Consider the following 26229-nt stretch of genomic DNA (forward strand, 5'->3'; position numbering starts at 1 on the left):
ATAAAAACATAGGATGCAACATTTATTGTTTAAAATAATCTACGCTATATTTTATATTTTTTCACTGCTGCCGCTGCGTGTTCTGTATGTATTCAGCGACATTATTGCTTTTGTATTGCGCGATATCTTTCAATACAGGAAAAAAGTTGTACTGGACAACCTGCAGATCGCTTTTCCGGAAAAAACGCAGCAGGAAAGAGATAGAATAGCGCATGAATTTTACACCAGATTTTGCGACAGCTTTTTAGAAACCCTTAAACTTATTTCTATCAGTAAAGAAGCGCTAAGCAAAAGGTTTGTATGCGATTTGCAATTGCTGGAAGACTTGCATGCAAGTTCGGAAAGAAGTATCACGCTTGCGTTAGGACATTTTTTTAACTGGGAAATGGCCAACCTTGCCGTGAGCCTGCAAAACCCTTATAAGCAGTTGCTGGTATATAAAAAAGTGGAGAACTATGTTTTTGAAAACATGATGCTGCAGTTGCGCGGCAGGTTCCAGGCTGCTTTGCTGCCCACCGAAGATTTTCAGTCGCGCTTCAGGAGCCATGCCGGTGAAAAATATTGCCTCATACTGGTAGCAGACCAGAATCCTTATAAACACAGGCATAAAGCTTTCTGGACTACTTTTTTTGGCAGGCTGGTGCCGTTTGTGAAAGGCCCGGAAAAAGGCGCTGTGATCAACGGCAATGCAGTAGTTTTTGGTAAACTTACAAGAGTAAAAAGAGGTTATTATAAAAATGAGCTGGTGCTGATCACAGCCAATGCTTCGGAGACCAGGCGCGGGGAGATCACTAAAAAAATGGCAGGGCTCATAGAAGAAAACATAAAAGCAGACCCGGCAAATTACCTTTGGAGCCACCGCCGGTTTAAATTTGTATACAGTGAGGAAAATGCGCGCAACTTAATTCAATAACACCCGGTAATAATTTTTATATATTTGCATCATTATTATTGTACATGAACAATATTTCGAAAAAAATAAGTGTGGCCCTAATTACAGGCGGACTGAGCGGAGAAGCAGAGATCAGCTACAAAAGCGCGGCCAACGTTGCTGCCCAGCTTGACAGGGAAAAATTTGACTGCTACCTGGTAGACATCTGTAAGGAAGGCTGGCTCTATGTTTCTGAAGACGGGCATAGACAGCAGCTGGACAGAAGCGATTTTTCCATGGTACTGCACGATAAAAAAATAAAGTTTGATGTAGCCCTGATGTGCCTGCACGGTACGCCCGGTGAAGACGGCAAACTGCCCGGCTATTTCGATATGATCGGCCTGCCATATACCTGCTGCGATGCGGCTACATCTGCCATTACCTTCAATAAAAAGTTTACGGTGGCGCTGGCGGCATATTATGGTGTACATGTAGCGCAATCCAGGATGTTTTCAAGGAAAAAAGGCTTTGATATTACAGAGTTGAAGGCGCTTCAGTATCCGGTATTTATAAAGCCGAACAACGGCGGCTCCAGCCTCGCTACATTCAAAGTGCTGGCGTACGATGAAAGCCTTATCCATACACATCTTGAAAAGGCTTTTGCGGTAGATGATGAAGTAATGATAGAAGAATTTATCCGCGGACGCGAACTTACGGTGGGTGTATACATGTCTCAGGGAGAAATCATTGTATTGCCTATATCTGAAGTAGTGATGCCCGCAACAGTTGACGGCACCCAATACTTTGATTTTGAAGCCAAGTATAGCGGAAAAACCACCGAGATCACACCGGCAGATGTTACAGAAGATATCAAACAAAAGATCAACGATGCTGCTCTAAGATTGTATAAAGGTTTAAATTGCAGCGGCGTGGTAAGAATAGATTTTATTTACCAGGAAGAAGAAGGTAAGGCTTATATGCTGGAAATAAATACGGTACCCGGCCAAACCGATACCAGCTTTATTCCGCAACAGGTGCGTGCAAGCGGCAGGTCTGTTACCGGTTTTTATACCGCCTTGATTGAAGAAGCTTTACGTTTACATTCGGCAAACACAAAAAATTAGCAGCGTGTCAAATTTTTTTAAAAACAGGTCTTTTTTCTTTAACCTTATCATGGTATTGCTGGCAACATTTGCCATCGGCCTGGTATTTATCTTTTCGCTGGATATGCTTACCAAGCATGGCAATTCCGTAAAAGTACCCAATGTACTGGGCATGCGCTACGATAAGGCCATTGAAAAAATTGAATCGGCAGGCTTACAGGCTTTTGTACAGGACTCCTTGTTTTACGATAGTCTGCCGCGGCTTACCGTGGTTGCGCAAACGCCCAGCTCCGCCATTAAAGGCGTAAAATCAAACAGGATTGTTTACCTCACTATAAACAGGGCTACAGCTCCTTTAGTAGAAATGCCCGATCTGCGCGGCTTCTCCAATACCAGCGCTTATTTTCTTTTAAAAAGTTTTGGTTTAAAGGTCGGCAGCACGCGCTACATTCCAGATCTTGGTAAGGATGTGGTAAAAGAGCAGCGGCTGGACAGCCTTACCGAAATAGCGCCGGGCACAAAAGTGCCTGTAGGTACGGTGATACATTTATCCCTCGGCGATGGTAAAGGCAGCCCCAGCATGCAAGTGCCCAACCTGGAGAATATGACTTTTGCTGAAGCCAGGCAATACCTGCTTTCCATGAATTTAAAGGTGGGCGATGTAGTCCTTGACCCCGGTGTTACCGACACACTCACGGCGATCGTTTACCGTCAGGATCCCGAACGTGAAATGAGAGATGAAGTAAAAAAAGGTACGCGATACACAAGAGTCAAATACGGGTATCCCATTAACCTCTGGCTGAAGGCCAATACCGGCCCGGAGAATGGGAATCCCAACCTTCCGCAGCAGGGCAAGGTAGAAACTGCAGAATAATTTTAAATTTATAAAACTATGCACACTACGACTGTTGAAGAAGTAAAAGCCAGGCTCAGCGCAGGCGAACCGCTCAATTTACTGGATGTACGCGAAGCCGGCGAGCGCGAAGAATACAACATTGGCGGCACACATCTGCCGATGAGCAATATCATGAATTTTGAAACAGAGGAGATCGATCATCTGAAAGATCAGGAGTTGATTGTATACTGCCGCAGCGGTAACCGCAGCCAGGAGGCGTGTATGTTTTTAGAGCAATGCGGCTTTACCAACACATACAATCTTGCCGGCGGCATGAATGAATGGAGAAAATAATACTGAGAATAAAAATTTTAAAGCACCTGGTAATGGTGCTTTTTTTATGTTTACAACCTTAAAAGTTCATTTAGTAGGTTGTGTTTCGACAATTCATCCAATCTTCTATTAAATCCCAGATTAAATATTTATTTTTAAATATATTTATAGATATTTTTAACGTTATATAATATATCGTCATATTCATTTTAAAAGGTAAATACTATATTAATATTAAATTCATTAAGTTAAAGAAAATAAAAAAATAAGTAGTTGAAAATTTTTTTTATAAAGTTATAAAGTTTAATTTGTGCTATCATTAACAATTTTATGCATAGCTAAATTGAATTTTTATGAAGCAATTTCTTTTCTTATTTATTCTTTTGTTTTGCTCCCTTCAATCTTTTTCTCAATCAAAAACAGTTACAGGAACAGTAACCAATGAAAAAGGCGAAGCAGTATCTGCGGCCAGCGTACAGGTAAAAGGCAGAACAACCGGCGTAATTACAGACCAGAACGGCCGGTATTCTATTTCAGCGGGCAGCAATGATGTTTTGCAGTTCAATGCTGTCAGCTACACCACGCAGGAAAGGCGGGTAGGCGACCAATCTGTGATAGATGTACAGCTATCCTCCACCGAATCTAATCTCGATGATGTAGTTGTGGTAGGGTATGGTACGCAGCGCAGAGGTAACTTAACAGGGGCAGTTAGCACAGTTGATATTAATAAAACACTCACAAATCGACCGATTGCAGATGTGGGCCGCGGTTTACAGGGTGTAACGCCGGGATTAAGCGTTACAATCCCCAGTGGCGAAGTTGGCTCTGATCCTTTGTTGAAAATAAGAGGTCAACTGACTTCTTTCCAGGGTACAACGAAACCTCTGATATTATTGGATAACGTGGAGATTCCAAGTATTCAGATTGTAAACCCTAATGATATTGCCTCAATAACAGTACTAAAAGATGCCGCTTCTTCCTCCATTTATGGAGCAAAAGCATCTAATGGCGTTATACTGATTACAACTAAAAAAGGTTCGGGTACTACAAAGCCGCAGATAAATTATACTAATAACTTTTCATGGCAAAACATTTGGAAAGACTTAAAAATGGCTGACGTAGACGCATTAAGATATAGCGTGGATGCTGCAGAAAGAATTGGATCTACTAGCCCAACAGGCGCTTTTTATTATGTTGACCGCGCCAGTTATTTAAAAGCAGTACAGTGGAAAGAATTGTACGGTAATAAAATAGGCCCCAACGACCCTACAGTATTTGGCAGAGACTGGTTTGTGCAGGGGGTACAAAACTCCAAAATGGGTATAAGAACTTACAATCCCTACGATTTAATGGTAAAAGAATGGGCGCCTACTCAGCAACACAATTTAACTGTTGGACAGACTATTGGCAAGACGTCATATAACATAAGCTTAGGCATGTTAGATCAAAGCGGTATGTTGAAACCTGCAAAGAAAGATGCATTTTCACGCTATAATGCTTCTGTAAGAGTATCAAGTGAAATTAATAAGTATATCACGCTGCGTGCGGGCTCTATTTTCTCAAGACGTAACAAAGAATATGCTTACATGACCAATCAACCTACTGCTGACCCATGGTTGTATTTGTATAGGTGGGGCCCGCTGTACCCGTTTGGTTATGATCAGAACGGCGATCCAATACGTAGCCCATGGAGCGAAGCAAAAGCTGCTAACACTGCTAATATATTACAGAACTATGTAAACGTATCTTTGGGTACCACTTTAAATTTTACACCTAACTGGAAGTTTGATTTTGACTACACCTTTTCTAACCAGGAAGAAATGTGGAAAAGACCGGGTACACGTTATACTGCAAGAAACTCCTGGACCGCGCCTGTTGCAAGGGTTGACGAAAATGGTAAAGCAGTGTATGTAGACAGTACCGGAAATGTAGTACCCAGCACTGCGCCAGGAGCAATGCGTGCTTATGACCTGTCATATGAAACCTATACAGGCACAGGTAGTAATCCTGATCATATTTTCAGGCAAGTAACCAATTTTTATAGTGGAACTATTAATGCCTTTACCACTTACAATCTTAATTTTAAAGAGGATCATAACTTGAAATTTATCTTAGGTTTAAATCAGGTTGCAAGCACTAATGAATGGCAGAGTCAGCAACAAAATCAATTAACAGATATTAATAACCCTCAGTTTAACTTTGCTGTTGGCGCGCCTCCAATTATTGAAGGCGATAAAACATGGGAATCTCAGCTAGGTTATTTTGGACGTATAAATTATTCTTTTAGAAATACTTATCTTCTTGAGGGTAACTTAAGATACGATGGTTCATCTAAATTCCCGTCAAGGCTTTGGTGGAAATGGTACCCTTCTTTCTCTGCAGGCTGGGTGTTGAGCAACGAGAAATTTATGGATTGGTCAAGGGAAGTAGTAGATCAATTAAAAGTGAGAGCTTCATGGGGTGTTATTGGCGATCAGACCGTTCCTAATAATTTATACCTTCCGTTAATGAAAAGTGGTCTTTCAAACTGGATTGGCGGCAGTGGACAAAGATTGCCATACGTAGGCTATCCTTCAGCTATAGTTAGCGATATAAGTTGGCAAGATATCGAAACAAAAAACCTAGGTGTGGATGTAAGCGTACTAAGAAACAAAGTAAACATGACATTCGATATTTACCAGAGAAACACCAAAAATATGATCGTTCCTTTAGAAGGTATCCCATTTACTTTTGGTTCGCCTGCACCGCAGGGTAACTTTGGCTCATTGCAGACAAATGGTTGGGAATTTTCTCTTGATTTCAATCATAGATTTGAAAATGGTTTGGGTATAAACTTTAAAGGTAATATAGCTGATTCCAGAACAAAAATTACAGAGTATGGATCTTCACTGCTGGTTACAAGCAATTATAATGGTAAAATATATGGTGATATCTGGGGATATCGTACAGACAGGTTGTACCAGATGGATGATTTTGAACTGGACGGCAATGGAAAATTACAGTTAATAACACTTACCGATAAAGAAGTTCCAGCAAAATATGCCGGTAAAAAAGCTTACAAACTAAAAGCAGGCCCTGATGGTCAAAAACCAGTCTACCAGGTATTCTTACAAAACTCATCTAATTTTTACTTTGGTCCCGGTGATGTGAAGTTTAAGGATATAAATGGTGACGGAGTAATAGACAATGGCGCTAATTCAATTAATGATTACGGAGATCTTCAAATTATAGGAAACTCCACCCCAAGATATGAATACGGTTTCAGAATAGGCGCAGATTATAAAGGCATCGATTTTAGCGTGTTTTTTCAAGGGGTAGGAAGCAGGAAAATTTGGGGAAGCGGGTTCCTGGCTATTCCTGGTTTCAATGCACCGGACGGCGCTATGCCTCAGACGTTTGCTGATTACTGGAGGCCTGATAATACAAATGCATTTTATCCTGCAGCTTATAGCAATGCTGGCAGTAATACCGCAAATAATATGCAGATACAAGACAGGTATTTATTAGACATGTCATATCTCAGGATGAAAAATCTTACTGTTGGCTATTCCTTGCCGGAGAATATTGTAAAAAAAATATGGGTTAATTCATTCAGAGTGTATATGGCATTGGAAAACTTTATTACCTGGGATAATTTACGTGGCCTCCCAATCGATCCTGAAGCAATCAACGGATATTCTATGTGGCACGAGACAAACTATAATTCAGGTAGAACAGGTGTAGGTACTCCTGCGTTTAAAACTATATCTGTAGGCTTACAATTAAATTTATAAAAACTTCAGACATGAAATACACAACACAATATTTGATAATGATTGTTTTTGCAATCACCTCATTGCTATCGTGCAATAAAAATATACTTGACCGCCCACCTCTTACGAGCTATACAGATGATCCAACTTTGTTTTGGCGTACTGAAGACGACATTCGTATGTATGTAAACGGTTTTTACTCGAATTATTTTAATGGGTATAATTCCAGCTGGGCAGTCGATTATACACCTGTAAGAGGTTATACATTCCAGGATGATATTACTACAACGAATGTGCAGTCAAATTTTGAAAGCACAGTTCCTTCATCCAGAGGAGATTACAGGGATTATCAAGGCGTAAGTATCACTCCGATTGAGTGGTTAGCCCAATATGCAGGGCCTACGTGGGATTTTGCATGGGTAAAGAAATCTAACCTGTTGCTAAGCCGGCTGGACAGTGTAGCAAAACCAAGAATTTCAGAAGAAGCTTATAAACACTGGCAGGCTGTAGGCAGATTCTTCAGAGGTTTTGAATATTCCAGGCTGGTAAGTGTTTTTGGCGACGTTCCATATTTTGGCAGGGTGTTTACTGAAAAGGAATTAGATAGCCTTTACAAAGACAGGGATTCCAGAGGCTATGTTATGGATAAGGTTTATGATGATTTTCAGTACGTGCTTGCTAATATGAAACTAAATGATGGAAATCAATTTCTCAATAGATACATAGCTGCAGGAATAATTTCAAGGTTAATGCTTTTTGAAGGAACCTACGAGCACTATCACAGTATAGATCAGGCACGTGCAAAGAAGTACCTGGAATTAGCTATTCAGGCGGCAGAGTTTGTCATGAACAGTAAAAAGTGGAGCTTTGAAAGCGATTTTAAAGCATTATTTGCTTCTGAGAATCTGGCAGGTAATAAAGAAGTATTGATGTATAGAGCTTATGATGCAGCACAACAGGTTACTCATGCTATAGGATCTTATTCTAATGGAATTGAAAACCAGACTGGTGCACATCTGGCGTTCATAAAATCCTTTATTTTAAAAGATGGAAATGTTTGGCAGAATTCTAATGTTCCAAATGCAGATTCATTCAATATAGCTAATTTAGTTCTTACGCGCGATCCGCGTTTCGAGGCCACTTTTGTAGACAGGCCCCTTGGACCGTCTACCACACTTTTGTATTCTTTTAAGCATGCTTCAAGAGAAGCCGTGACATATGTCGGCAAAACTCCTCCCATAATATGGTCAAATGTTAACAATACAAACGACGCTCCTGTAATTAGACTAGGGGAAGTAGTGCTAAACTGGATTGAAGCCAAAGCTGTATTAGCCCAATACATGGGTGGCACACCTGTTACGCAAACTGACCTTGATAATTCTATCAATGCGATACGCAACCGCCCTCTTGACGGAGCTGCTATAGCAAAAGGGTTACAAAAAACCGCATCCTTGCTATTGAGCTCATTACCTAGCGATCCTGTAAGAGACGCTGATGTTCCTGCTTTGATTTGGGAAATTAGAAGGGAGAGGAGAATGGAACTTTTTTACGAAAACTCCAGACTTTTAGATTTAAAACGCTGGAAAAAATTACACTATATGAATTATAGTACTAATCCCGATTATTTTTTAGGGCCTTGGATCAATTTTAATTCTAAAAATGTTTATGGTGTCTCTAATCCTACTCCTGATGAAATGAGGACTAAGTCTGACTCTGCGAGCTTTTTAACTAAGGATAATATCGGTAAGATTAGTGTTAAAAAATCTAATGGTACTGTCGTTACCTGGAATGGTACAAATGCCTCGCAAATGGAAGGCTTCTATGTAGTCTTTAATGCAAAAAACAGAAACGATTTTGACGAGAAAAATTACCTGGCACCCGTTGGTAAACAACAAATAAACGAATATAGTAACAGAGGATATAAATTAACTCAGACCAAAGGATGGCAATAGTGTCTGATATTGTAGAATAAGGCATTAATTTCTGAACAAATGCTTTCAGGTTAATTCCTGGGAGCATTTTTAATTTTTAAAGTCATCAACGCTTTAATTTTCTTCATAGCTTTATAGTAATCCAACTATATGAAAAAAATTATTCACTTCACTTTTATAGTTTTTGCAGGCATGGCTGTTTTCAGTGCCTGTACTAAAAGCGGTACAGATGGACCCGTTAATCCGCCTCAACCGCCTCCCGCTAATGCCGATACTGTTATTATCTCTAAGAAACAAATGCGTGCCGTGTGGATGGCCACCGTTTGGGGACTTGATTGGCCTGTCAATCAATATGACATGGCAGCACAAAAGAAATTGTATACAGATTACCTCGACAAGTTGAAAAACCTGAACATGAATGCAGTTTTTGTGCAGGTAAAAGGCATGGGCGATGCTTTTTACAATTCACCTTATGAGCCCTGGAGCACCAGCATTACCGGCACCCGGGGCAAAGACCCGGGCTATGATGTAATGAAATTTATGATTGATGAGGCACATACCAGGGGTATAGAATTTCATGCGTGGCTGAATCCCTTCAGGATAGCAACCAGGGCTGGCAGTTCTACGCCTTACCCTGCCTTGCATGCATCGGTAAAACCGGAGTGGGTAGTAAGCCATGAAAAATGGCAGATGTACAATCCTGGAGTACCCGAGGTAAGGCAGCGATTAGCAGACATCGTTAAAGACATTGTTTCCAAATACGCTGTAGACGGCATTCACATGGACGACTACTTTTATCCTGATCCCGCATCAGCAGGCACTATGGTATCCGACCAGCCGGATTTTGAAAAGTACGGCAGCGGCTTTACAGATATTAAGGCTTTCAGAAGAGCTAATGTAGACCAGGCAATAAAAGGTGTGTATGACGTAATAGTAAGTACAAAGCCTGAAGTGGTTTTTTCTATCTCCCCTACTTCCAACTTTGATTACAACCTGAATACATTGTATGCAGATATTGTAAAATGGGCAAAAGAAGGGTGGATGGATGTAGTAATACCGCAGATTTACCAGCATGCCAGCTTTAGTACCAGGCTGAATGATTGGGACCGGTTTAACAATAAGCCGCATCTCATGGTTGGCCATGCCATTTATTTTCCGGAATCGACACCTGCCCAACTATCTACAGAACTAGATCTTACGCAAAAGAAAAAATCAGTTGTAGGCAACTTGTTTTACAGCGCCAAATACTTAAATGAAAAGCCCGAGCTTGCCGCAAAGTTTGCTGAGATATTTACAAGGCCTGCGGTAATTCCATTCCTTGGAAGAGCTGTAGCGCCAGCTCCTGCCAGTCCGCAGAATGTAAGGTTAGAAGGCAATATGCTGAAATGGTCTACCTCGGGAAATGTAAGGTTGGTAGTTTACCATACTACTGATTTAAAAACTGAAAGTAAAGTTTTAGCAATTACCACCGCCAATGAGTTCGTCGTAAGCACAAATGGCTTCTATACAGTAACTACAATTAATGCAGATAATATGGAAAGTAAAGCAGCTAAGTATGTGGTGAAATAGTAGTAAGTTGGGAAATCAAATTAAAGCATCCTAGAGGGTGCTTTTTTATATATGTACCACGGTAAAATGTAATAAGTATTACAAACAAAAGGTATTTAATATTTCCAAAACGATAACGTTTGCAACATGAAATATTTCATCGATTTGGATATATTTTAAACAATTGTTTATAATTTCAAATACTTTTAAAAAATATTTTTTAAAATTTACCGAAAAGTTTTTTTATTTATCTCAATAAGCTATAGTATTGTAATAGCAAACCTTAATAATTGTTAATGTCAACTATCATTCATATGAAGAGAAATATTGTACTTCTTTTTTTGGCTTGTTTTTTTTCGCTAGAGGGATTTTCGCAATCCAACACAATTACAGGAACCGTTATGAACTCGGAAAATAATACGCCCTTAAGTTCGGTTACAGTGCGGGTCAAAGGAAAATCAACCGGCGTAATCACCAACACTAATGGCAGGTATTCTATCAATGCCTCTCCCACTGATGTGCTGGAGTTTATTTCTATCGGATATAACACGGTGGAAAGAAATGTAGGCTTTGATAAGGAAATTAATGTGGTCATGAGCGCCGCTGCTGACAACGATATGGGAGAAGTTGTGGTGGTAGCTATGGACCAGAAAAGAAACCCCAGGTCGCTAAGCTATTCCGTGCAAACGGTAGGTGGCGATGAAATTAAAGAGTCACAAAGAGAAAATTTTGTAAACAGTATGCAGGGCAGGGTGGCCGGCCTTACTGTAAACCCTACATCGGGCACAGCAGGCGCCAGCACACAACTTGTGCTAAGAGGTTTTAATTCTCTATCTTTAGACAATACACCGTTGTTCGTTGTAGATGGTGTGATTATGGACAATAGTTCACTATCGACCACCAGTGGCAGTACGGCGCTTACATCGGCGACTGAAAACAGATCGGAAGATTTTTCGAGCCGTATTTCAGATATCAATCCCAACGATATAGCAAGCGTTACCATCTTGAAAGGGCCGGAGGCAACCGCATTGTATGGCAGCCAGGCAAGTTCAGGCGCAATTGTAATCACCACGAAAAAATCAATGAGTGGTAAAGGTATCAGAATTAATTACGACAATAGTTTCAGGATATCCAGGCTGACTAGGTTTCCGCAAACCATAAGCCTGTACAGTACAGGATCAAATGGAATAAAACAAAATGTATTTACCAGCTTTGGGCCAAGATATGCAGATACGGTACAAATATTTGAAAACGATAAGAATTTTTTTAAAACAGGTTTTGCGCAGACACATAACCTGTCCCTGGGTTTTGGCAGCGATAAATCCAGTTTTCGCGTATCCGGCTCCACATTCAACAACGATGGTTTTATACCGGCAAACAACTACAACAGGTATAACCTCAGAATAAGCAATACCACTAAGCTTGCCAAATGGATTGACATTATGCCGGCCATCTCTTACGTAAACACGACCAACAAAAAAGTTTTGAGAGGCGCAAGCGGTTATTTGCTGAACCTGTTGGTATGGCCTGCAGACGATGACATCAGAGATTACCAGACTGCCGATGGTCTTAAGAAACCTTTGTTTAATGAAAACCCCAATGGCGAAATTGACAACCCCTTTTATAACGTTTACAAAAATCCCGGAGAAGATAAAACCAACAGGGTAACGGGCACATTGGGTGTAAATCTTAGGCCGTTTGATTGGCTGGAAGTGAGCGGCAGGTTTGGCTACGATTATTACAGAACAGAAGGCTATCTCAGGTACGACTCCATGTCATACTACACCACAAGAGCTCAAAAAGGCTTGCAAAGAAACTATTACCATAATTATTATGGCTACAATCACACAATAACAGCTACAGGTACAAAAGAATTTGGAAGGTTGAGCACCAGGCTAATGGTGGGTACCATGTGGCAGGATTATGAAACCCAGATCTGGTCGGTATCCGGTACGAATTTAAAAAGCCAATTTAATACTGACAGTTCTAATACTGATCCCTCTACCAGGACTTATTCTTTCAATATGCAATTTAGGGATGGCAAACCCAATTACACCATCAGGAGGCAGCTTGCTTATTTTGGTGAAGCAGTGATTGGGTGGAATAATGCCATATTTTTAACTTACTCGCACAGGTTTGAAACCAACTCTATATTCCCTGCACATTCCAGGAATTACAATTACCCTGCAGGTGGTGTAAGTATTATTTTATCTGATCTGGTGCCGGGCTTTAAAAACCAGAAAGCAGTGGAATATTGGAAAATACGCACATCTGTAGCAAATACTGCACGATCTGCGTCTCCGTATGCTAACCAGTCGTTGTTTAATGCAAACCTCGGAAGCGGCGGAGGATTTTACTATGACTTCACTAATGCCAATCCGGACTTATCACCTGAACGCCAGAGTACTTATGAATTGGGAACAGAAGTCCGTGCATTTAAGAACAGGATAAACTTTGATTTTACTTATTACAATACAACAAATAAAAACCTGATTGTTGAGAAATTTCGTGCAAGCTACGGTACCGGCTTTGTGCTCAATACACTTAATGTAGGGAGTACCAATAACCAAGGCGTGGAGATTGTATTAGCTACAGATGTAATCAAAAATAAAGACTTACTGTGGAATACTAAATTTAACTTCAACAAAATGTGGAACAAAATCCTAGCGCTTCCAAGCAATGTGCCTGAGTTTTACATTTCTGATACATGGTTGTATGGCAATGCCAGAGGCGGCGGTTCAGTGGGGTTGCCGACAACCACGCTTACTTCTTATGGTTATTTAAGAAATAATAACGGCGACATTCTCATAGATCCTTCAACAGGTATACCAGTAATTGATGCCACATTTAAAGTAAGAGGAGATAGGAATGCTGACTTTACTTTAGGATGGGTAAATTATGTTTCCTATAAAAATTTCGCATTCAGCATGCTTTGGGACTTAAAGATCGGCGGTGATATATTTAATGCTACAGAAATGTACCTGACCCGTATGGGAAGAAGCCTTAGAACTGCAGACAGGGGGAAGCCACTCATTGTGGATGGTGTACTGAGGGATGGCCTGGAAAATACTGCCACGCCAACTAAAAATATTATCGTGGTAAATCCCTACCATCAAAACACTTATTATACAACCATGCCTGAGGAAGAATTTATTCAAAAAGATGTAAACTGGTTCAGGCTGCGGGAAATTACTCTGGCATACAACTTCACTAAACAACAGTTGCAGTTTTGGAATGCCATTAAAAGCCTTAGCGCATTTGTAACAGTTACTGATCCCCTGATTTTTACCAACTATCGCGGCGCTGACCCGCAGGTGAACGGTACATCAACAGGTTCTGCAGGTGTGGGCGCATTCGGCTTTGACTATGGCAACGTGGGCATGCCTGTTGGTATCAATATCGGTTTGAGAACAAGTTTTTAAACAACACAAAAACGGAATGATACTTTGGCTGAAAGCGATGATAATAGACCTGGTGCGAAATTAACTCCACGATCGTTATCAGAACCTTCTTAGCCATAAAATATGCTGATGAAATGTCGCATGATATTTTTCTCCTCGCATTGGATTTTAGAGGATCTACATGCCAAATTCATCTGACCATTAACAATATAAAAAATATATACGGATGAAAAAGATATTTATTGTTTTGCTATCAACAATTGTTTTTCAGACGAGCTGCAAACAAACAATTGACGATGCTTATTTAAGTCCTAACTCCTATTCGAAGGTGCCGCCTGAACAACTATTACCCCAGATCATAAGCGCTATGGCGGGTAATTATGCGGGGCACGGCCCTCTCAACGATATGCGGTATATAGGCGCGTACATACAGAACTTTTCTTTTTACCTGCCCAACAGCGTTTTTGATGCAATGGGCTACAACAATAGTATAGGTGACGTTGCGCAATCTACCTGGAGAATGCATTATTACGATATTGGTCAAAACAACCAAAGAATGATGCAATGGGCAGCCGAAGAAAACAGATGGCACCTGGTAGGTATAGGGAAAGCCATAGAAGCATGGAGCTGGCTTACCTTAGTAGATTATTATGGAGAAGTAATTGTAAAAGAAGCTTTTAACACCAGCCTTACAACTTTCCACTACGATTCAGAAGAAGAAGGATACAATAAAGTGCGCAGTACTGCCTTGGAAGCCTTGGAAAATTTAAATAAAGATGCAGGTACAGATGCAACGCTGGCTGAAGCCGATAAGTATTTTTACGGCGGCAATATTGAGAAATGGAAAAAATTTGCATATGGTGTATTGGCAAGGTATTACAATCATTTCAGCAATAAATCAACTTACAAACCTGATTCAGCCATTTATTATGCAGACAAAGCAATGGCTACCGTGGATGAGATTGCAAGCGTAAAGTTTTTAGCTGATAACCGTAGCGCTACCAACAATTTCTGGGGGCCTTTCAGAAGTAATTTCGGGGGCACAGCTACAACCAACCCAACAGCAATAAGGCAATCTGCTTATATTGCCAATATACTGAATGGCACTAACAGTGAGTTCACCGGTGTAGAGGACCCGCGTGCCTGGTATATGCTCAGAGGCAATACCAATGGTACAATAGTAGGTGTGGAAAGTGGTTTGGGCCAGGCGGTAATACCTGCTGCAGACAGGCCTGAAACGTTTTTCGGTGCCAGCCAAAACCCAACAGCTACAAACGCTTCGCCGCCCAACGATAACAATTGCAGATTCTTGTTTAGAAACAATTCTCCGATACCTGTAATGACACCTGCTGAAATGAAATTTATCAAATCCGAAGCAGCCTTCAGGAAAGGAGATAAAGGCACAGCCTTACAAGCTTTTAAAGAAGGCATCAATGCTCATTTTGATATGCTGACCACAGTGTACAACGTAAATATACCTGTCGGTAAAGAGATCACTACACAGGTAAAAGCTGATTATCTATCCAATACAACGGTAGTTCCGGTTGACGCCAATGCACTGACCATGTCTAAAATTATGATGCAGAAGTATATTGCTATGTTTGGGCATGGTATCTTGGAAACATGGTTAGACATGCGCAGGTTCCACTATACGGATCTGGACGCCCAAACCGGTAAACAGGTGTATGCCGATTTTACTTTAAACATTGTAATGGCTGATAACCAGGGGCAATACGTGTACAGGTATTATCCCAGGTACAATTCAGAATATGTATGGAATGTGAATGAACTGACAAAGATCGGGGCTACCAAAAACAATTATCATACAAAAAAGCTGTGGATCACTGAACCTTAATTTTTTAAATATTTTTACTTATGAATTATAGAATACTATTGTTGTTCCTGGTTATATCTTTCGTGGCTTGCAGTAAAGCAAATGATGAAGGTATTCTCGCTGCATTCGATAATAATCTGAACTATGACGCGAAACTTAAAGTAAATATTGCTTCCATTTATAAGAGCAATCCCCTGATGCGCATTAAAATAAACGATCAGATCGTGAGCAGTTCAATAACTGCCAGGACTCCGTATCCCGGAGGCGGATACAACACAAATGGTAACAGTCTCGGCAGCTACCTCTCTGTACCTCCAGGAAAAGTAAAAGTGAGTATCATGGTACCTTTTATAAGTGATTCTTTAAAGCGTAACCAGGACTCAATATTATTGTACAGCGCAGAAGTAAACCTGACACAAGGAAAATATTACTCACTGCACATTAGTGATACTGCTGCGCAAACCAAAAGTGTTTTATTTGAGGAATCGTTAGTAGTACCCAACGACACGCTGCCTTATTTTAAATTCGTAAACCTTATGCCCAACGTTCCTGCCATTGATTTATATTTTGGAACTACCGTGGTTGCGCAAAATATTAAATATTTAGAAAGCAGCAGCGAATTTACTGTAGACATCAATTCAACATCAACAGCGTGGAGTATTAGGCCGGCGGGATCATTGCCAACAGCTACTGCAATTGCTACTTATACCAGTGCGAGTACGCTCACAAGAAATAGAAAGTATACTGCTTTTGCCATGGGCTATAGCGGGCTTGCCGGCGCAACAGAGGTACGAAGGCCATTTGTTGCTTTTTACCTGGTCAAATAGAGTAAGTTATATACAAATTCAAATCTTGTAATATAAGTTAGAATAACAAGAATAATATAAATTTTTTATGTTCAGGCTATTCATAGCTGTTGCACATTGGTTATTACAAATCAATCATATAGAACCATGATAAGAGTCCTTACGGATGCTTTTTTTGAAATTTTGAAAAGAAATTTGGTATCGTTAATCACTATGATAAGTAAAACATCATTTATTATGTATAACGAAATATTTAAAAAGTAAAGAAATACTATTTTTTGTTAAATAATACTTACTATTGTATGGTAATTATTTTAACATTTATCATCACTAAATACATTTTTATGTAATTCGGGAACTTCACATTTTAGTATTAAAGAACTATAAAAATGGCATAGTGGTCAAAAATAGTGGTTTTTTGTTCTAAAATGATGTCATTTTTGTTCTGCCAAATGAAAGGTAGCAAGCTCTGCTGAGGAGAAACTTGCAAGCGATAATTTGGTGCATATACTAAGAATGTGAGGCTGATTTTTTCAGCCTCATTTTATATCATTCTTTGGCATCCTTCATGGAAAAAAAACCTACTTGCTGCTCTGATTTTTCAGATGCAAATACCATTTGATAAAGTTCTTTTTCTTTTCAAACCGTAGCCCTCTGTGAAGTGTAAGCTTCTCTTTAAGATGCGTAAAATAACCTTCAAGCTCATTAGTTGTCCTGGGTATCATACCTCAGGCCGAAATTGAACTGAGCGGTGGTACCCTCGCACAAAATCCATTATAATATACCATTAGAGTACAAATGTTTCCATAAAAAAAGCTGCAATTGAGCAGCTTTTTTTATCTGGCGTGAGAAGAATTAATAAGTTGTTTCTTCTCTTACATCGCCGGTAGTCTTATTAATGGTGCTTTTAGCAGAATTCATAGCTTCGTTTGCTTTTTCGGTAAATCTTTTTCCGGCACCTGCTACCTTGTCTTTTACGTTTTGTCTTTGTTCGGGTGTCATACCTTTAAACCAGTATGCTACAGCAGCCAAACCAGCTGCGATTAGTCCGTTTCTTGTGTTGCTATTCATTGTTCATTGTTTAGTTGTTAAGTAATTTGTTTAACTATGTACAATAAAAAACTGTGCCACAAATTTGGCTTGCAGGCTGAAAAAGGAAAATTAGCGATTCATTTAATACCTGGCATTTTGTGCAGCAAAGAATCAGTAGCGCAGATGCCTTACCGTAACGCCGTTGTTGATGAGCTGTTTCAGTGAATCTATGCCGATCTTTAAATGAGTTTCCACATATTTTTGAGTGATGCTTCTGTCGCTTTCTGCTGTTTTAACGCCTTCCGGTATCATAGGCTGGTCGCTTACCAGCAACAGTGCGCCTGTGGGAATTTTATTATAAAACCCAACGGTAAATATGGTGGCGGTCTCCATGTCTACCGCATATGCCCTTATTTTTACCAGGTACTTTTTAAAATCGGCATCGTGTTCCCACACCCTGCGGTTGGTGGTGTATACGGTGCCTGTCCAGTAGTCTACTTTATAGTCACGGATGGTGGTAGAAATAGCTTTCTGCAAGGCAAAGGCAGGCAGGGCAGGCACTTCGGGCGGAAAGTAATCGTTAGAGGTACCTTCACCGCGAATGGCTGCAATCGGGAGGATCAGGTCGCCGAGTTTATTTCTTTTTTTCAGCCCGCCGCATTTACCCAGGAACAAAGCTGCTTTTGGTTTTATGGCAGAGAGCAGGTCCATAATAGTAGCTGCGCCCGGGCTGCCCATACCAAAGTTAATGATGGTAATATTCTCGGCAGTGGCACATTGAAAAGGCTTGGTAAGGCCTTTTACCTTTACATCGTTCCACTTTGCAAACAGGTGTACATAGTTGCCGAAATTGGTAAGTAAAATGTATTCACCAAAATTTTTCAGGATTTCCCCGGTATATCTTTGCAGCCAGTTTGTAACAATTTCACTTCTGGTTTCCATACTAAAGCATTTGTTCATGCTAATATCGTACATTTATCGGTAAGAAACTATTTTATGTTGATCACGTATCCTCCGCCGGCATTCAGGATCAAAACGGAGAATGACAAGGAATTTATCTGGGATGCCATACGCAAACGCTGGATTTTACTTACGCCTGAAGAGTGGGTGCGGCAAAACTTTGTCCAATATCTCATACAGGTCAGGAAATATCCTGCCTCATTAATGGCCATTGAAAAGGAGATCAGGCTGGGTGAACTAAAGAAGAGGTTTGATATTGTAGTTTTCAAAAATATGCGCCCCTGGCTCATTGTAGAATGCAAGGAACCACATGTGGCAATAAATACTGCTGTGCTTGAACAGGTGGCACGGTACAACATGAAACTTTCGGGAAGCTACCTGGTTATAACCAACGGAAGGGAAACAATCGGGTGGTGTATAGATAAAGGCTTCTTTCACCGGCTGGATGCGCTGCCCGAATGGTAATATATTTTAAAAAATATTTCATGAACAATTGTTTGCTTATTAAACTTTGATTAAGTTTGTGTATTGATTTTTGAAAAATTAAAGTAACTTTTTATACATAGTATGATGCGTAAGTCCTGGTGGAAGATCTTAACTTTTGTGTTGTTGATGTGGGTGTGCACAATGGGTTTTATAGTAGACGTGCCTAATCTGGATGGCCGTTTGCAGGAGTCTATCCGGAATCTGTTTTTTCATGTGCCGATGTGGATAGGCATGATGGTATTTCTTTCTATATCCGTGTTTTTTGCCATAAAATATTTGCGTTCACAAAAGCAAATAGATGATATTATTTCCCTGGAATTTGCCCGAATAGGCCTGTACTACAGTTTTTTAGGGCTTTTTACCGGCATGATCTGGGCTAACTACCAGTGGGGTGCTCCCTGGAGCGGAGACCCTAAGCAGATAGGTACTGCCATTGCCATACTTATTTACTGCGCTTACTTTGTAGTGCGCGGTTCTATGACGGATATGGATAAAAGCGCTAAAGTGAGCGCAGTGTACAACATATTTGCTTATTGTATGCTTTTCCCAACTATATGGATATTGCCGCGTTTCGCCGAAAGCCTGCACCCGGGCGGGCAGGGCAGTGAAGGCAACCCCGCACTGAACCCCAATGATACTACAGATTACATGAAACTGGTAATGATCCCTGCTTTCATCGGCTGGTCTATGTTGGGCGTATGGATAGCCACCTTAAGAATTAGAGTTAAGTTATTAATAGAAAATAAATTCAAATAGTATGCAACGCTTGAAATATATATGCTTCACTTCAGTTTTATTTCTTTTTTCATTCTGCACATTTGCGCAGGCAGCCGATCGGCAGCAAACAGGCTTTATGAACAGCAACGGCAAGATATACGTGGTTATGGCCGTAGTGGTGCTCATTGTGCTCGGCTTGTTTTTATATCTGTATCTGTTGGATAAAAAAATAAGCAAGATAGAGAAAGAGGCAAATGCTCACTCCTCTCGCAGTTAAGTTTCACAATAAACAAATTTCAAATATGTCAAACCGACCAAACTTTTTCGAAAATGTCATAAAAAGTTTTGACAAAGCCGCTGCCCTTACCGATTTCGACAAGGGCCTGCTGGAACAGATTAAAGCGTGTAACGCCGTATTGCGCATACGCTTTCCCTTAAAGCGCGACGATGGCAGCATCGAAGTAATTGAAGCTTACAGGGTACAGCACTCTCACCACCGTACTCCGTGTAAAGGCGGTATACGTTTCAGTACGGATGTAAACCAGGATGAAGTAATGGCGCTTGCTGCGCTGATGACCTACAAATGTGCTATTGTCAGCGTGCCTTTCGGTGGAGGTAAGGGAGGCATCAGGATAGATCCGCAAAACTACAGTGAATTTGAATTGCAGAAGATCACCCGCCGCTATACATCAGAGCTGGTAAAGAAAAACTTTATCGGCCCGGGTATAGATGTGCCGGCTCCTGACTACGGTACCAGCGGGCGTGAAATGGCGTGGATTGCAGATACCTACACTTCTATGAACCCGGACGATATCAATGCGCTGGCATGTGTAACGGGGAAACCTATTTCGCAGGGCGGTGTAAACGGCAGGAAAGAAGCTACCGGACTCGGTGTTTTTTACGGCGTACGTGAAGTGTGCAACATACCCGGAGTAATGGAAAAAGTAGGCCTTACAACAGGTATTGAAAATAAAAGAGTGGTTGTGCAGGGTTTGGGTAATGTAGGCTTTTATGCCACTAAATTCTTCAGGCAGGGAGGTGCAAAGATTATCTGCATCGCAGAAAAAGAAGGAGCTATCTACAATGAAGAAGGGCTCAATGAGGAAGATGTATTCTTCCACAGGAAAAATACAGGCTCGGTGAAAGATTTCCCGGGTTCTATATTCATTGAAAATTCTGCTGAAGCACTGGAGCTGGATTGTGATATCCTTATCCCCGCAGCGCTGGAAAGCGTAATCCATGAAGGGAATGCAGAAAGAATTAAAGCTAAAATAATCGGCGAGGCAGCCAATGGCCCCCTCACGCCGGAAGCAGACGAAATATTTATCCGCAAAGGTGTGGTGGTGATCCCGGATATGTATCTCAACGCCGGAGGCGTTACCGTTTCTTACTTTGAATGGTTAAAAAACCTCAGCCACGTTCGTTACGGCAGGATGGAAAAAAGATTCACTGAAAATGTAAACAAACGCATCATCAACCAGCTTGAATTATTAACCGGCAGGCAGGTGCCGGAAAGAGACAAGAAAATCATTGCACACGGAGCAGATGAAATAGACCTGGTGCACAGCGGCCTGGAAGAAACCATGATTTCTGCTACGCAGGAAATTATGGATGTATGGCATTCGCATCCAGAAGTGCACGATATGCGCACAGCCGCTTACCTGGTAGCGATACAAAAAGTAGCCAGGGCTTACGAAGAGCTGGGTATTTTCCCGTAACTTTCAGGAAGAATCAGAAAAAATGCCGGGAATTTTACCGGCATTTTTTGATTTAGACTTACTACATTTAGCTAATTTCAGGCCTCCGCCAAGACCTCAATATTTATTTACAGCAATATTAAAATATATGATACTTCCTTTTTTGTTGATTATGTTCCATTATTCGTTAACTTTGATAAATGGAAATTATCAGATAAATTGTTTTTATAAAGACCATTTCGAAAACTTTTTTGAAACCTAAAGCGATAAAGTTAAGGCCAAAATTGACGAAGTGCTTTTTATGATAACGATTATCGAACGTGTTCCGACAAAATTTTTGAAAAGTATTGAAGGCGCTAAGGGCTTTTTGAAATCCGGGTTGAATATGAAAGTAATATCTACCGGATATTTTGCTGTTTCGACAAAGGAAATTTGGTTGTCTTATTTAATGGATTTCATAAGAAAACTCAGAAAACACCGCTTAAAGAATTGAAAAAAGCAGAAAAATTAATGGTGGAATATTTTAAAGAATAAAAGAAAGTAAAGATGGACACAAAAAATAAAAATATCAAAACTTTTGCCCAACATCTTGACAAGAGATACGGCATAAAGGGAACTAAAGAAAGAACCGAATTTGAAATAAAAGCTAAGTCGTTTGCTATTGGAGAACTGATTAAGGAAGAAAGAAAATTAGCCCAAATGACACAGGAGCAACTTGCCCAAAAAATTGGCGCAAGAAAAAGCTTCATATCAAGAATTGAAAATGGTCACAGCGACATTCAACTTTCAACCCTTTATAAACTTATCGAATTTGGGCTTGGCCGAAAAATAAATTTGACAATCCAATAATAACTCCGATGAAAATCTTTTGCTGAGAACATGTTTGAATGACTTAGATTGAAATATGCTGCAGTTTGAATGTTCATTTTTGAACTTTTGTACAAAATATCCACGCGGAACAAGCTATAATACATATCGGTAATTTTTCAGAAATGATATTGACCCTATTTTATGTACAAGAAATATGGTAAACGAGGGGTCAAAAAAAGGGAGCAGTGGGAGCAGGAATTTGAAACGTTTCAACTTGGCGTTTTGCTTGAAGAAGCAAGACTTAAACTTGGTTTGACACAACAACAGCTTGCTGAAAAATGTGGGACAAACAAATCTTATATTTCAAGAATAGAAAATAACGCAAGCGATATACGGCTTTCAACCTTAATGAAGATAATCCGGACAGGTTTGGGAGGGCAATTAAGGCTAACATTACAACTCTAATTAATAGAAAGCAAGCGTTTAAATAGTATTGAAAAAACATTTTCGGAGAAAACCTTCGATGAAGAAATCCATTGCAAATTGAGCATTTTGGAGCCCGGCTGTTAAAAAATCTTCCGTAAGCCAATTATTAATATCCTGATTAAATTCCAATTCTGGCAAAAAAAAGAATGATTGGTATTGGCGTGTAATTTTATTTGCAGACGGATGTTAATCATAAACTACTCAAAAAAATTGCCCGCGGCTAAGCGGGCATGTATAAGAATAATTTAGTAAAGAGCAACGTTACCCTTCAAAAGTACTGTAAAAATAAGGCGTCTTGGCTTCAAACTCTGCCGCGCAGGTATCTACCATTTTGTATACGCGGTTAATGCCCAGCGATTTTCTTTTCTCGTATACCTCATCTTCCGAGCAGTCTTTCAGCAGTACATAAGCAATCTGTGCATCGCTGAAGCCGTGGCGCTTAGCGTCTTTCAGCAATTCGGCCGGAACGGTATCGAGTGAATATTCGCCCAGTTTTTTTTCGATGTCGCAGATAATCGCGATCTGGTTAATGAACCACCTGTCGATGCGCGTAGCTTCCACGATTGTTTTTTTACGTACGCCTTTCATCAACGCTTCTTTAATACGGAATATCCTGTCCCACTTGGGTATTTTTATGTATTCAATTATTTCATCCACGTTCATCACGTTCTTGCCGTAAGTGCCCAGTCCCAAAGCGTCATTCTCCAGGCTCTGACAGGCTTTTTGAATGGCTTCAGTAAAGCTTCTGCCGATAGACATTACCTCGCCTACAGATTTCATCTGCAAGCCCAGTGTATCGTCTGCACCTTTGAATTTGTCAAAGTTCCAGCGTGGTATTTTCACGATCACGTAGTCAAGTGCAGGCTCGAAATAAGCCGAAGTATTTTGCGTGATCTGGTTTTTCAGTTCATCCAGCCTGTAGCCGATTGCCAGCTTGGCGGCTATTTTAGCAATAGGGTACCCGGTAGCTTTAGATGCCAGCGCAGAGCTGCGGCTTACACGGGGGTTTATTTCAATGGCAATGATTTCTTCGGTGGCAGGGTTCAGTGCAAACTGCACGTTACAACCGCCGGCGAAGTTGCCCAGTTCACGCATCATGCGGATAGCCGTATCGCGCATCAGTTGAAATGCCGTATCGCTCAGCGTCATGGCAGGTGCCACGGTGATGCTGTCGCCGGTATGCACGCCCATCGGGTCGAAGTTTTCTACTGTACAAATAATTACCACATTATCGGCAGAGTCGCGGAGCAGTTCCAGTTCAAACTCTTTCCAGCCAAGCACTGCTTTTTCTACCAGCACTTCGTGTATGGGCGAAGCGTTCAGGCCGCGGTTAAGCGCATTGTCCAGGTCATCTTTAGAGTGAACAAAGCCTCCGCCTGTACCGCCTAAGGTAAAGGAAGGGCGGATAACCAGCGGGAAACCTATTTCCTGTGCAAATTCTTTACCTTCCAGGTAGCTGTTTGCTGTTTTTGCAGGTGCAACAGGCACACCCATTTCAATCATCCACTGGCGGAATTTTTCCCTGTCTTCCGCTTTATCAATGGCTTTAATATCCACGCCTATCAGCCTTACGCCATATCTCTCCCATACGCCCAGTTCCTCTGCTTCTTTACACAGGTTCAGGGCTGTCTGCCCGCCCATGGTAGGCAGTACGGCATCGATCTTATGTTCGTCAAGGATTTTTTCTATACTTTCCACGGTCAGTGGCAACAGGTACACATGATCGGCCATCATCGGGTCGGTCATTATGGTGGCAGGGTTGCTGTTGATCAGCGTTACTTCAATGCCTTCTTCTCGCAGGCTGCGTGCGGCTTGGGAGCCTGAATAGTCAAATTCGCAGGCCTGGCCGATTACGATTGGGCCTGAACCTATGATCAATACAGATTTTATGGAGTTGTCTCTTGGCATAGTGGTAAAATAAATCGTGCAAATATAGTTTTTTTGGCTATTGCATTCAGCGATTTTCAGCAAAAGTTTTCCAGGCGTACCGGATAGAATTGTTGGCGGGCTGCTTCGCACCGGGCTTTTCGCTGTATCTCTGTTACGCTGCGCTTCACAGAGGATGCCGCTTCAATCCCTGCCCGGGCCCCTCATCCTAACCTTCTCTCCAAGGAGAAGGAGCCGGGAGACTTCCGTGGTTACAACTTGTGACTTCGGGCCTTCATGGCATAAACAGGTATAAAAATTGTGCACCTTGTGTCTTCCTTGGTGAGCTTTGTGTTTAAGACTTATTCCCTTCGGCCTTCATGGCAAGAAAAAAGATCTTTAATTACTTCCGTTTCACGATCGGGTGGCTGATACCATTGGTTGTATTACGCACAATCTTATATTTCGGGATGCTTTCAAAAAGTTTGGTCAGGCTGTTGAAGCCATAAGCTCTTGGGTCAAAACTGGGATCAATTTTCCTGAGGTTATTGCCTATTTGAGAAACATACACCTCATCTTCCTCATTGGCAGAGATATTAAAAGCCTTATCAATCAGCGTAGTGTTTAGCTTCTCTTTTTTATGGGCGTTTGTTGGTTTAACCGATGCGCTCTTCTTTGTTTTATCAGGTTGCACAGCGGGTGCTACTTCCTCTACAATATTTTCTGTAAACGTAAATATTTCACAGGATTGTATAAAAGCCATCGGTGTTTTCTTCTCACCGATACCCATTACAAATACACCATCTTCCCTGATGCGCTTGGCCAGGCCGGTATAATCGCTGTCGCTGGAAACAATGCAAAAGCCGTCAACATTCTTACTGTGCAGGATGTCCATGGCATCTATGATCAGTGAGCTGTCCGTGGAATTCTTGCCGGTAGTGTAGGCAAATTTCTGTACCGGGTTAAAGGAATGCTGGTTCAGCAGCTCTTTCCACCCATTCATTTTATTGTTTGTCCAGTCGCCGTAAATTCTTCGTATGGTGGCTTTGCCGTATTTAGATACTTCTTCCAGTATCGCCTGCAGGAGTTTAGGTTGTGCATTGTCGCCATCAATCAATACGGCTATATTGAAATTGGTTTTATCCATAATTTTTCTTTTACCGAAGTTCGTAAAAATTTAGAAACGTATGGCAAAAACCTCCTTTTGAAAATAGGATGGCGTAAAATTAGAAAATACGTTATTTTAACATAACGGATTGCCGGAAAAGCGGACCCGTTATGTAAATTACAATTGACATTTTCATGTGTATTTATTTTATTTTTTCTTTATGGTCACATGGAATAGCCTTTATTCATTCGCGGTTGGTATTCAACCTTGCTTATGGCTATTTCATGTGTATTTATTTTATTTTTTCTTTATGGTCACATGGAATAGCCTTTATTCATCAACGGTTGGTATGCAACTTTGCTTATGGCTATTTCATGTGTTAATATTTAATTTTTTCTGTTTGTCACATGGAATAACCAAAACCTTAATTCTCTATTATCATTCCCGGTTGGTGTAGATTCCTAATCTTTATGGTTATTTCAAATGAAAAATATTGAGAGCTTGATGAAGCACATTACATTATAAACTCCTATGTTCTAAAGTATCAATTTTTTGGCCAATAATAGTTCTGCCTTTCCATTTACCTTCTATACTCTTCGATTTTCCTGTGTTTTCTTCTTCGAAAACTGCCTGATACGAAGCGTTTATTTAGC

Annotated in this window: 21 protein-coding genes; 17 read left to right on the forward strand and 4 right to left on the reverse strand. The window is 40.8% G+C overall.

Annotated elements, in window-relative coordinates; genetic code table 11:
• The first annotated feature begins 13 nt into the window (after positions 1-13).
• The 10 genes from OD355_RS09185 (at position 14) to OD355_RS09230 (ending at position 16435) form a co-directional block, all read left to right on the forward strand.
• On the forward strand, positions 14-913 hold the full coding sequence (locus OD355_RS09185) for a lysophospholipid acyltransferase family protein (RefSeq protein ID WP_263038172.1): 900 nt from the start codon (positions 14-16) through the stop codon (positions 911-913).
• A 71-nt stretch (positions 914-984) separates the two neighbouring features.
• A complete protein-coding gene (locus OD355_RS09190) occupies positions 985-1995 on the forward strand; it encodes a D-alanine--D-alanine ligase (RefSeq protein ID WP_263038173.1) in 1011 nt (336 codons plus the stop codon).
• Positions 1996-1999: 4 nt separating this feature from the next.
• Entirely contained in the window at positions 2000-2848 is an 849-nt protein-coding gene (locus OD355_RS09195; protein ID WP_263038174.1) for a PASTA domain-containing protein, read from the forward strand.
• A gap of 18 nt (positions 2849-2866) precedes the next feature.
• Entirely contained in the window at positions 2867-3163 is a 297-nt protein-coding gene (locus OD355_RS09200; protein WP_263038175.1) for a rhodanese-like domain-containing protein, read from the forward strand.
• A gap of 332 nt (positions 3164-3495) precedes the next feature.
• Entirely contained in the window at positions 3496-6915 is a 3420-nt protein-coding gene (locus OD355_RS09205; RefSeq protein WP_263038176.1) for a SusC/RagA family TonB-linked outer membrane protein, read from the forward strand.
• A gap of 38 nt (positions 6916-6953) precedes the next feature.
• Entirely contained in the window at positions 6954-8846 is a 1893-nt protein-coding gene (locus OD355_RS09210; protein WP_263038177.1) for a RagB/SusD family nutrient uptake outer membrane protein, read from the forward strand.
• Positions 8847-8975: 129 nt separating this feature from the next.
• Positions 8976-10394 (forward strand): glycoside hydrolase family 10 protein, encoded by a 1419-nt coding sequence (locus tag OD355_RS09215; RefSeq protein ID WP_263038178.1) that lies wholly within the window; start codon positions 8976-8978, stop codon positions 10392-10394.
• 293 nt (positions 10395-10687) lie between these two features.
• Complete coding sequence (locus OD355_RS09220; RefSeq protein WP_263038224.1) at positions 10688-13795, forward strand: SusC/RagA family TonB-linked outer membrane protein; 3108 nt, start codon at positions 10688-10690, stop codon at positions 13793-13795.
• A 205-nt stretch (positions 13796-14000) separates the two neighbouring features.
• On the forward strand, positions 14001-15629 hold the full coding sequence (locus OD355_RS09225) for a SusD/RagB family nutrient-binding outer membrane lipoprotein (RefSeq protein ID WP_263038179.1): 1629 nt from the start codon (positions 14001-14003) through the stop codon (positions 15627-15629).
• A 20-nt stretch (positions 15630-15649) separates the two neighbouring features.
• A complete protein-coding gene (locus OD355_RS09230) occupies positions 15650-16435 on the forward strand; it encodes a DUF4397 domain-containing protein (RefSeq protein WP_263038180.1) in 786 nt (261 codons plus the stop codon).
• 834 nt (positions 16436-17269) lie between these two features.
• Here the strand turns inward: OD355_RS09230 and OD355_RS09235 are convergent.
• Both OD355_RS09235 and OD355_RS09240 read right to left on the reverse strand, forming a co-directional pair.
• On the reverse strand, positions 17270-17485 hold the full coding sequence (locus OD355_RS09235) for a hypothetical protein (RefSeq protein ID WP_263038181.1): 216 nt from the start codon (positions 17483-17485) through the stop codon (positions 17270-17272).
• A gap of 132 nt (positions 17486-17617) precedes the next feature.
• On the reverse strand, positions 17618-18388 hold the full coding sequence (locus tag OD355_RS09240) for an AMP nucleosidase (protein WP_263038182.1): 771 nt from the start codon (positions 18386-18388) through the stop codon (positions 17618-17620).
• Positions 18389-18442: 54 nt separating this feature from the next.
• On the opposite strand from OD355_RS09240, the gene OD355_RS09245 reads away from it, so the two are divergent.
• From OD355_RS09245 to OD355_RS09270, 7 genes are all read left to right on the forward strand, one after another.
• Positions 18443-18871, forward strand: a complete 429-nt coding sequence (locus OD355_RS09245) for a type I restriction enzyme HsdR N-terminal domain-containing protein (protein WP_263038183.1) — start codon at positions 18443-18445, stop codon at positions 18869-18871.
• Between the two features lie 102 nt (positions 18872-18973).
• Positions 18974-19648 carry a cytochrome c biogenesis protein gene (locus OD355_RS09250; protein ID WP_263038184.1) on the forward strand — a complete coding sequence of 225 codons (675 nt, stop codon included), beginning with the start codon at positions 18974-18976 and terminating at the stop codon, positions 19646-19648.
• A 1-nt stretch (position 19649) separates the two neighbouring features.
• Positions 19650-19886: a CcmD family protein gene (locus OD355_RS09255; protein ID WP_263038185.1), complete on the forward strand. Its 237-nt coding sequence runs from the start codon at positions 19650-19652 to the stop codon at positions 19884-19886.
• Between the two features lie 25 nt (positions 19887-19911).
• Positions 19912-21327, forward strand: coding sequence for a Glu/Leu/Phe/Val family dehydrogenase (locus tag OD355_RS09260; RefSeq protein ID WP_263038186.1), 1416 nt, complete (start codon positions 19912-19914; stop codon positions 21325-21327).
• 351 nt (positions 21328-21678) lie between these two features.
• Positions 21679-21840 carry a type II toxin-antitoxin system RelE/ParE family toxin gene (locus tag OD355_RS13955; RefSeq protein WP_382303537.1) on the forward strand — a complete coding sequence of 54 codons (162 nt, stop codon included), beginning with the start codon at positions 21679-21681 and terminating at the stop codon, positions 21838-21840.
• Between the two features lie 12 nt (positions 21841-21852).
• Positions 21853-22155 (forward strand): helix-turn-helix domain-containing protein, encoded by a 303-nt coding sequence (locus OD355_RS09265; protein ID WP_263038187.1) that lies wholly within the window; start codon positions 21853-21855, stop codon positions 22153-22155.
• A 162-nt stretch (positions 22156-22317) separates the two neighbouring features.
• Positions 22318-22581: a helix-turn-helix domain-containing protein gene (locus OD355_RS09270; protein WP_263038188.1), complete on the forward strand. Its 264-nt coding sequence runs from the start codon at positions 22318-22320 to the stop codon at positions 22579-22581.
• Between the two features lie 282 nt (positions 22582-22863).
• On the opposite strand, the gene carB is transcribed toward OD355_RS09270, so the two are convergent.
• Complete coding sequence (carB, locus tag OD355_RS09275; protein WP_263038189.1) at positions 22864-24510, reverse strand: carbamoyl-phosphate synthase large subunit; 1647 nt, start codon at positions 24508-24510, stop codon at positions 22864-22866.
• A gap of 361 nt (positions 24511-24871) precedes the next feature.
• Positions 24872-25615 carry an NYN domain-containing protein gene (locus OD355_RS09280; RefSeq protein ID WP_263038190.1) on the reverse strand — a complete coding sequence of 248 codons (744 nt, stop codon included), beginning with the start codon at positions 25613-25615 and terminating at the stop codon, positions 24872-24874.
• Positions 25616-26229: the final 614 nt, after the last annotated feature.

This window comes from Haoranjiania flava (genome assembly GCF_025631005.1).
In the GTDB taxonomy this organism is placed as follows: domain Bacteria; phylum Bacteroidota; class Bacteroidia; order Chitinophagales; family Chitinophagaceae; genus Haoranjiania; species Haoranjiania flava.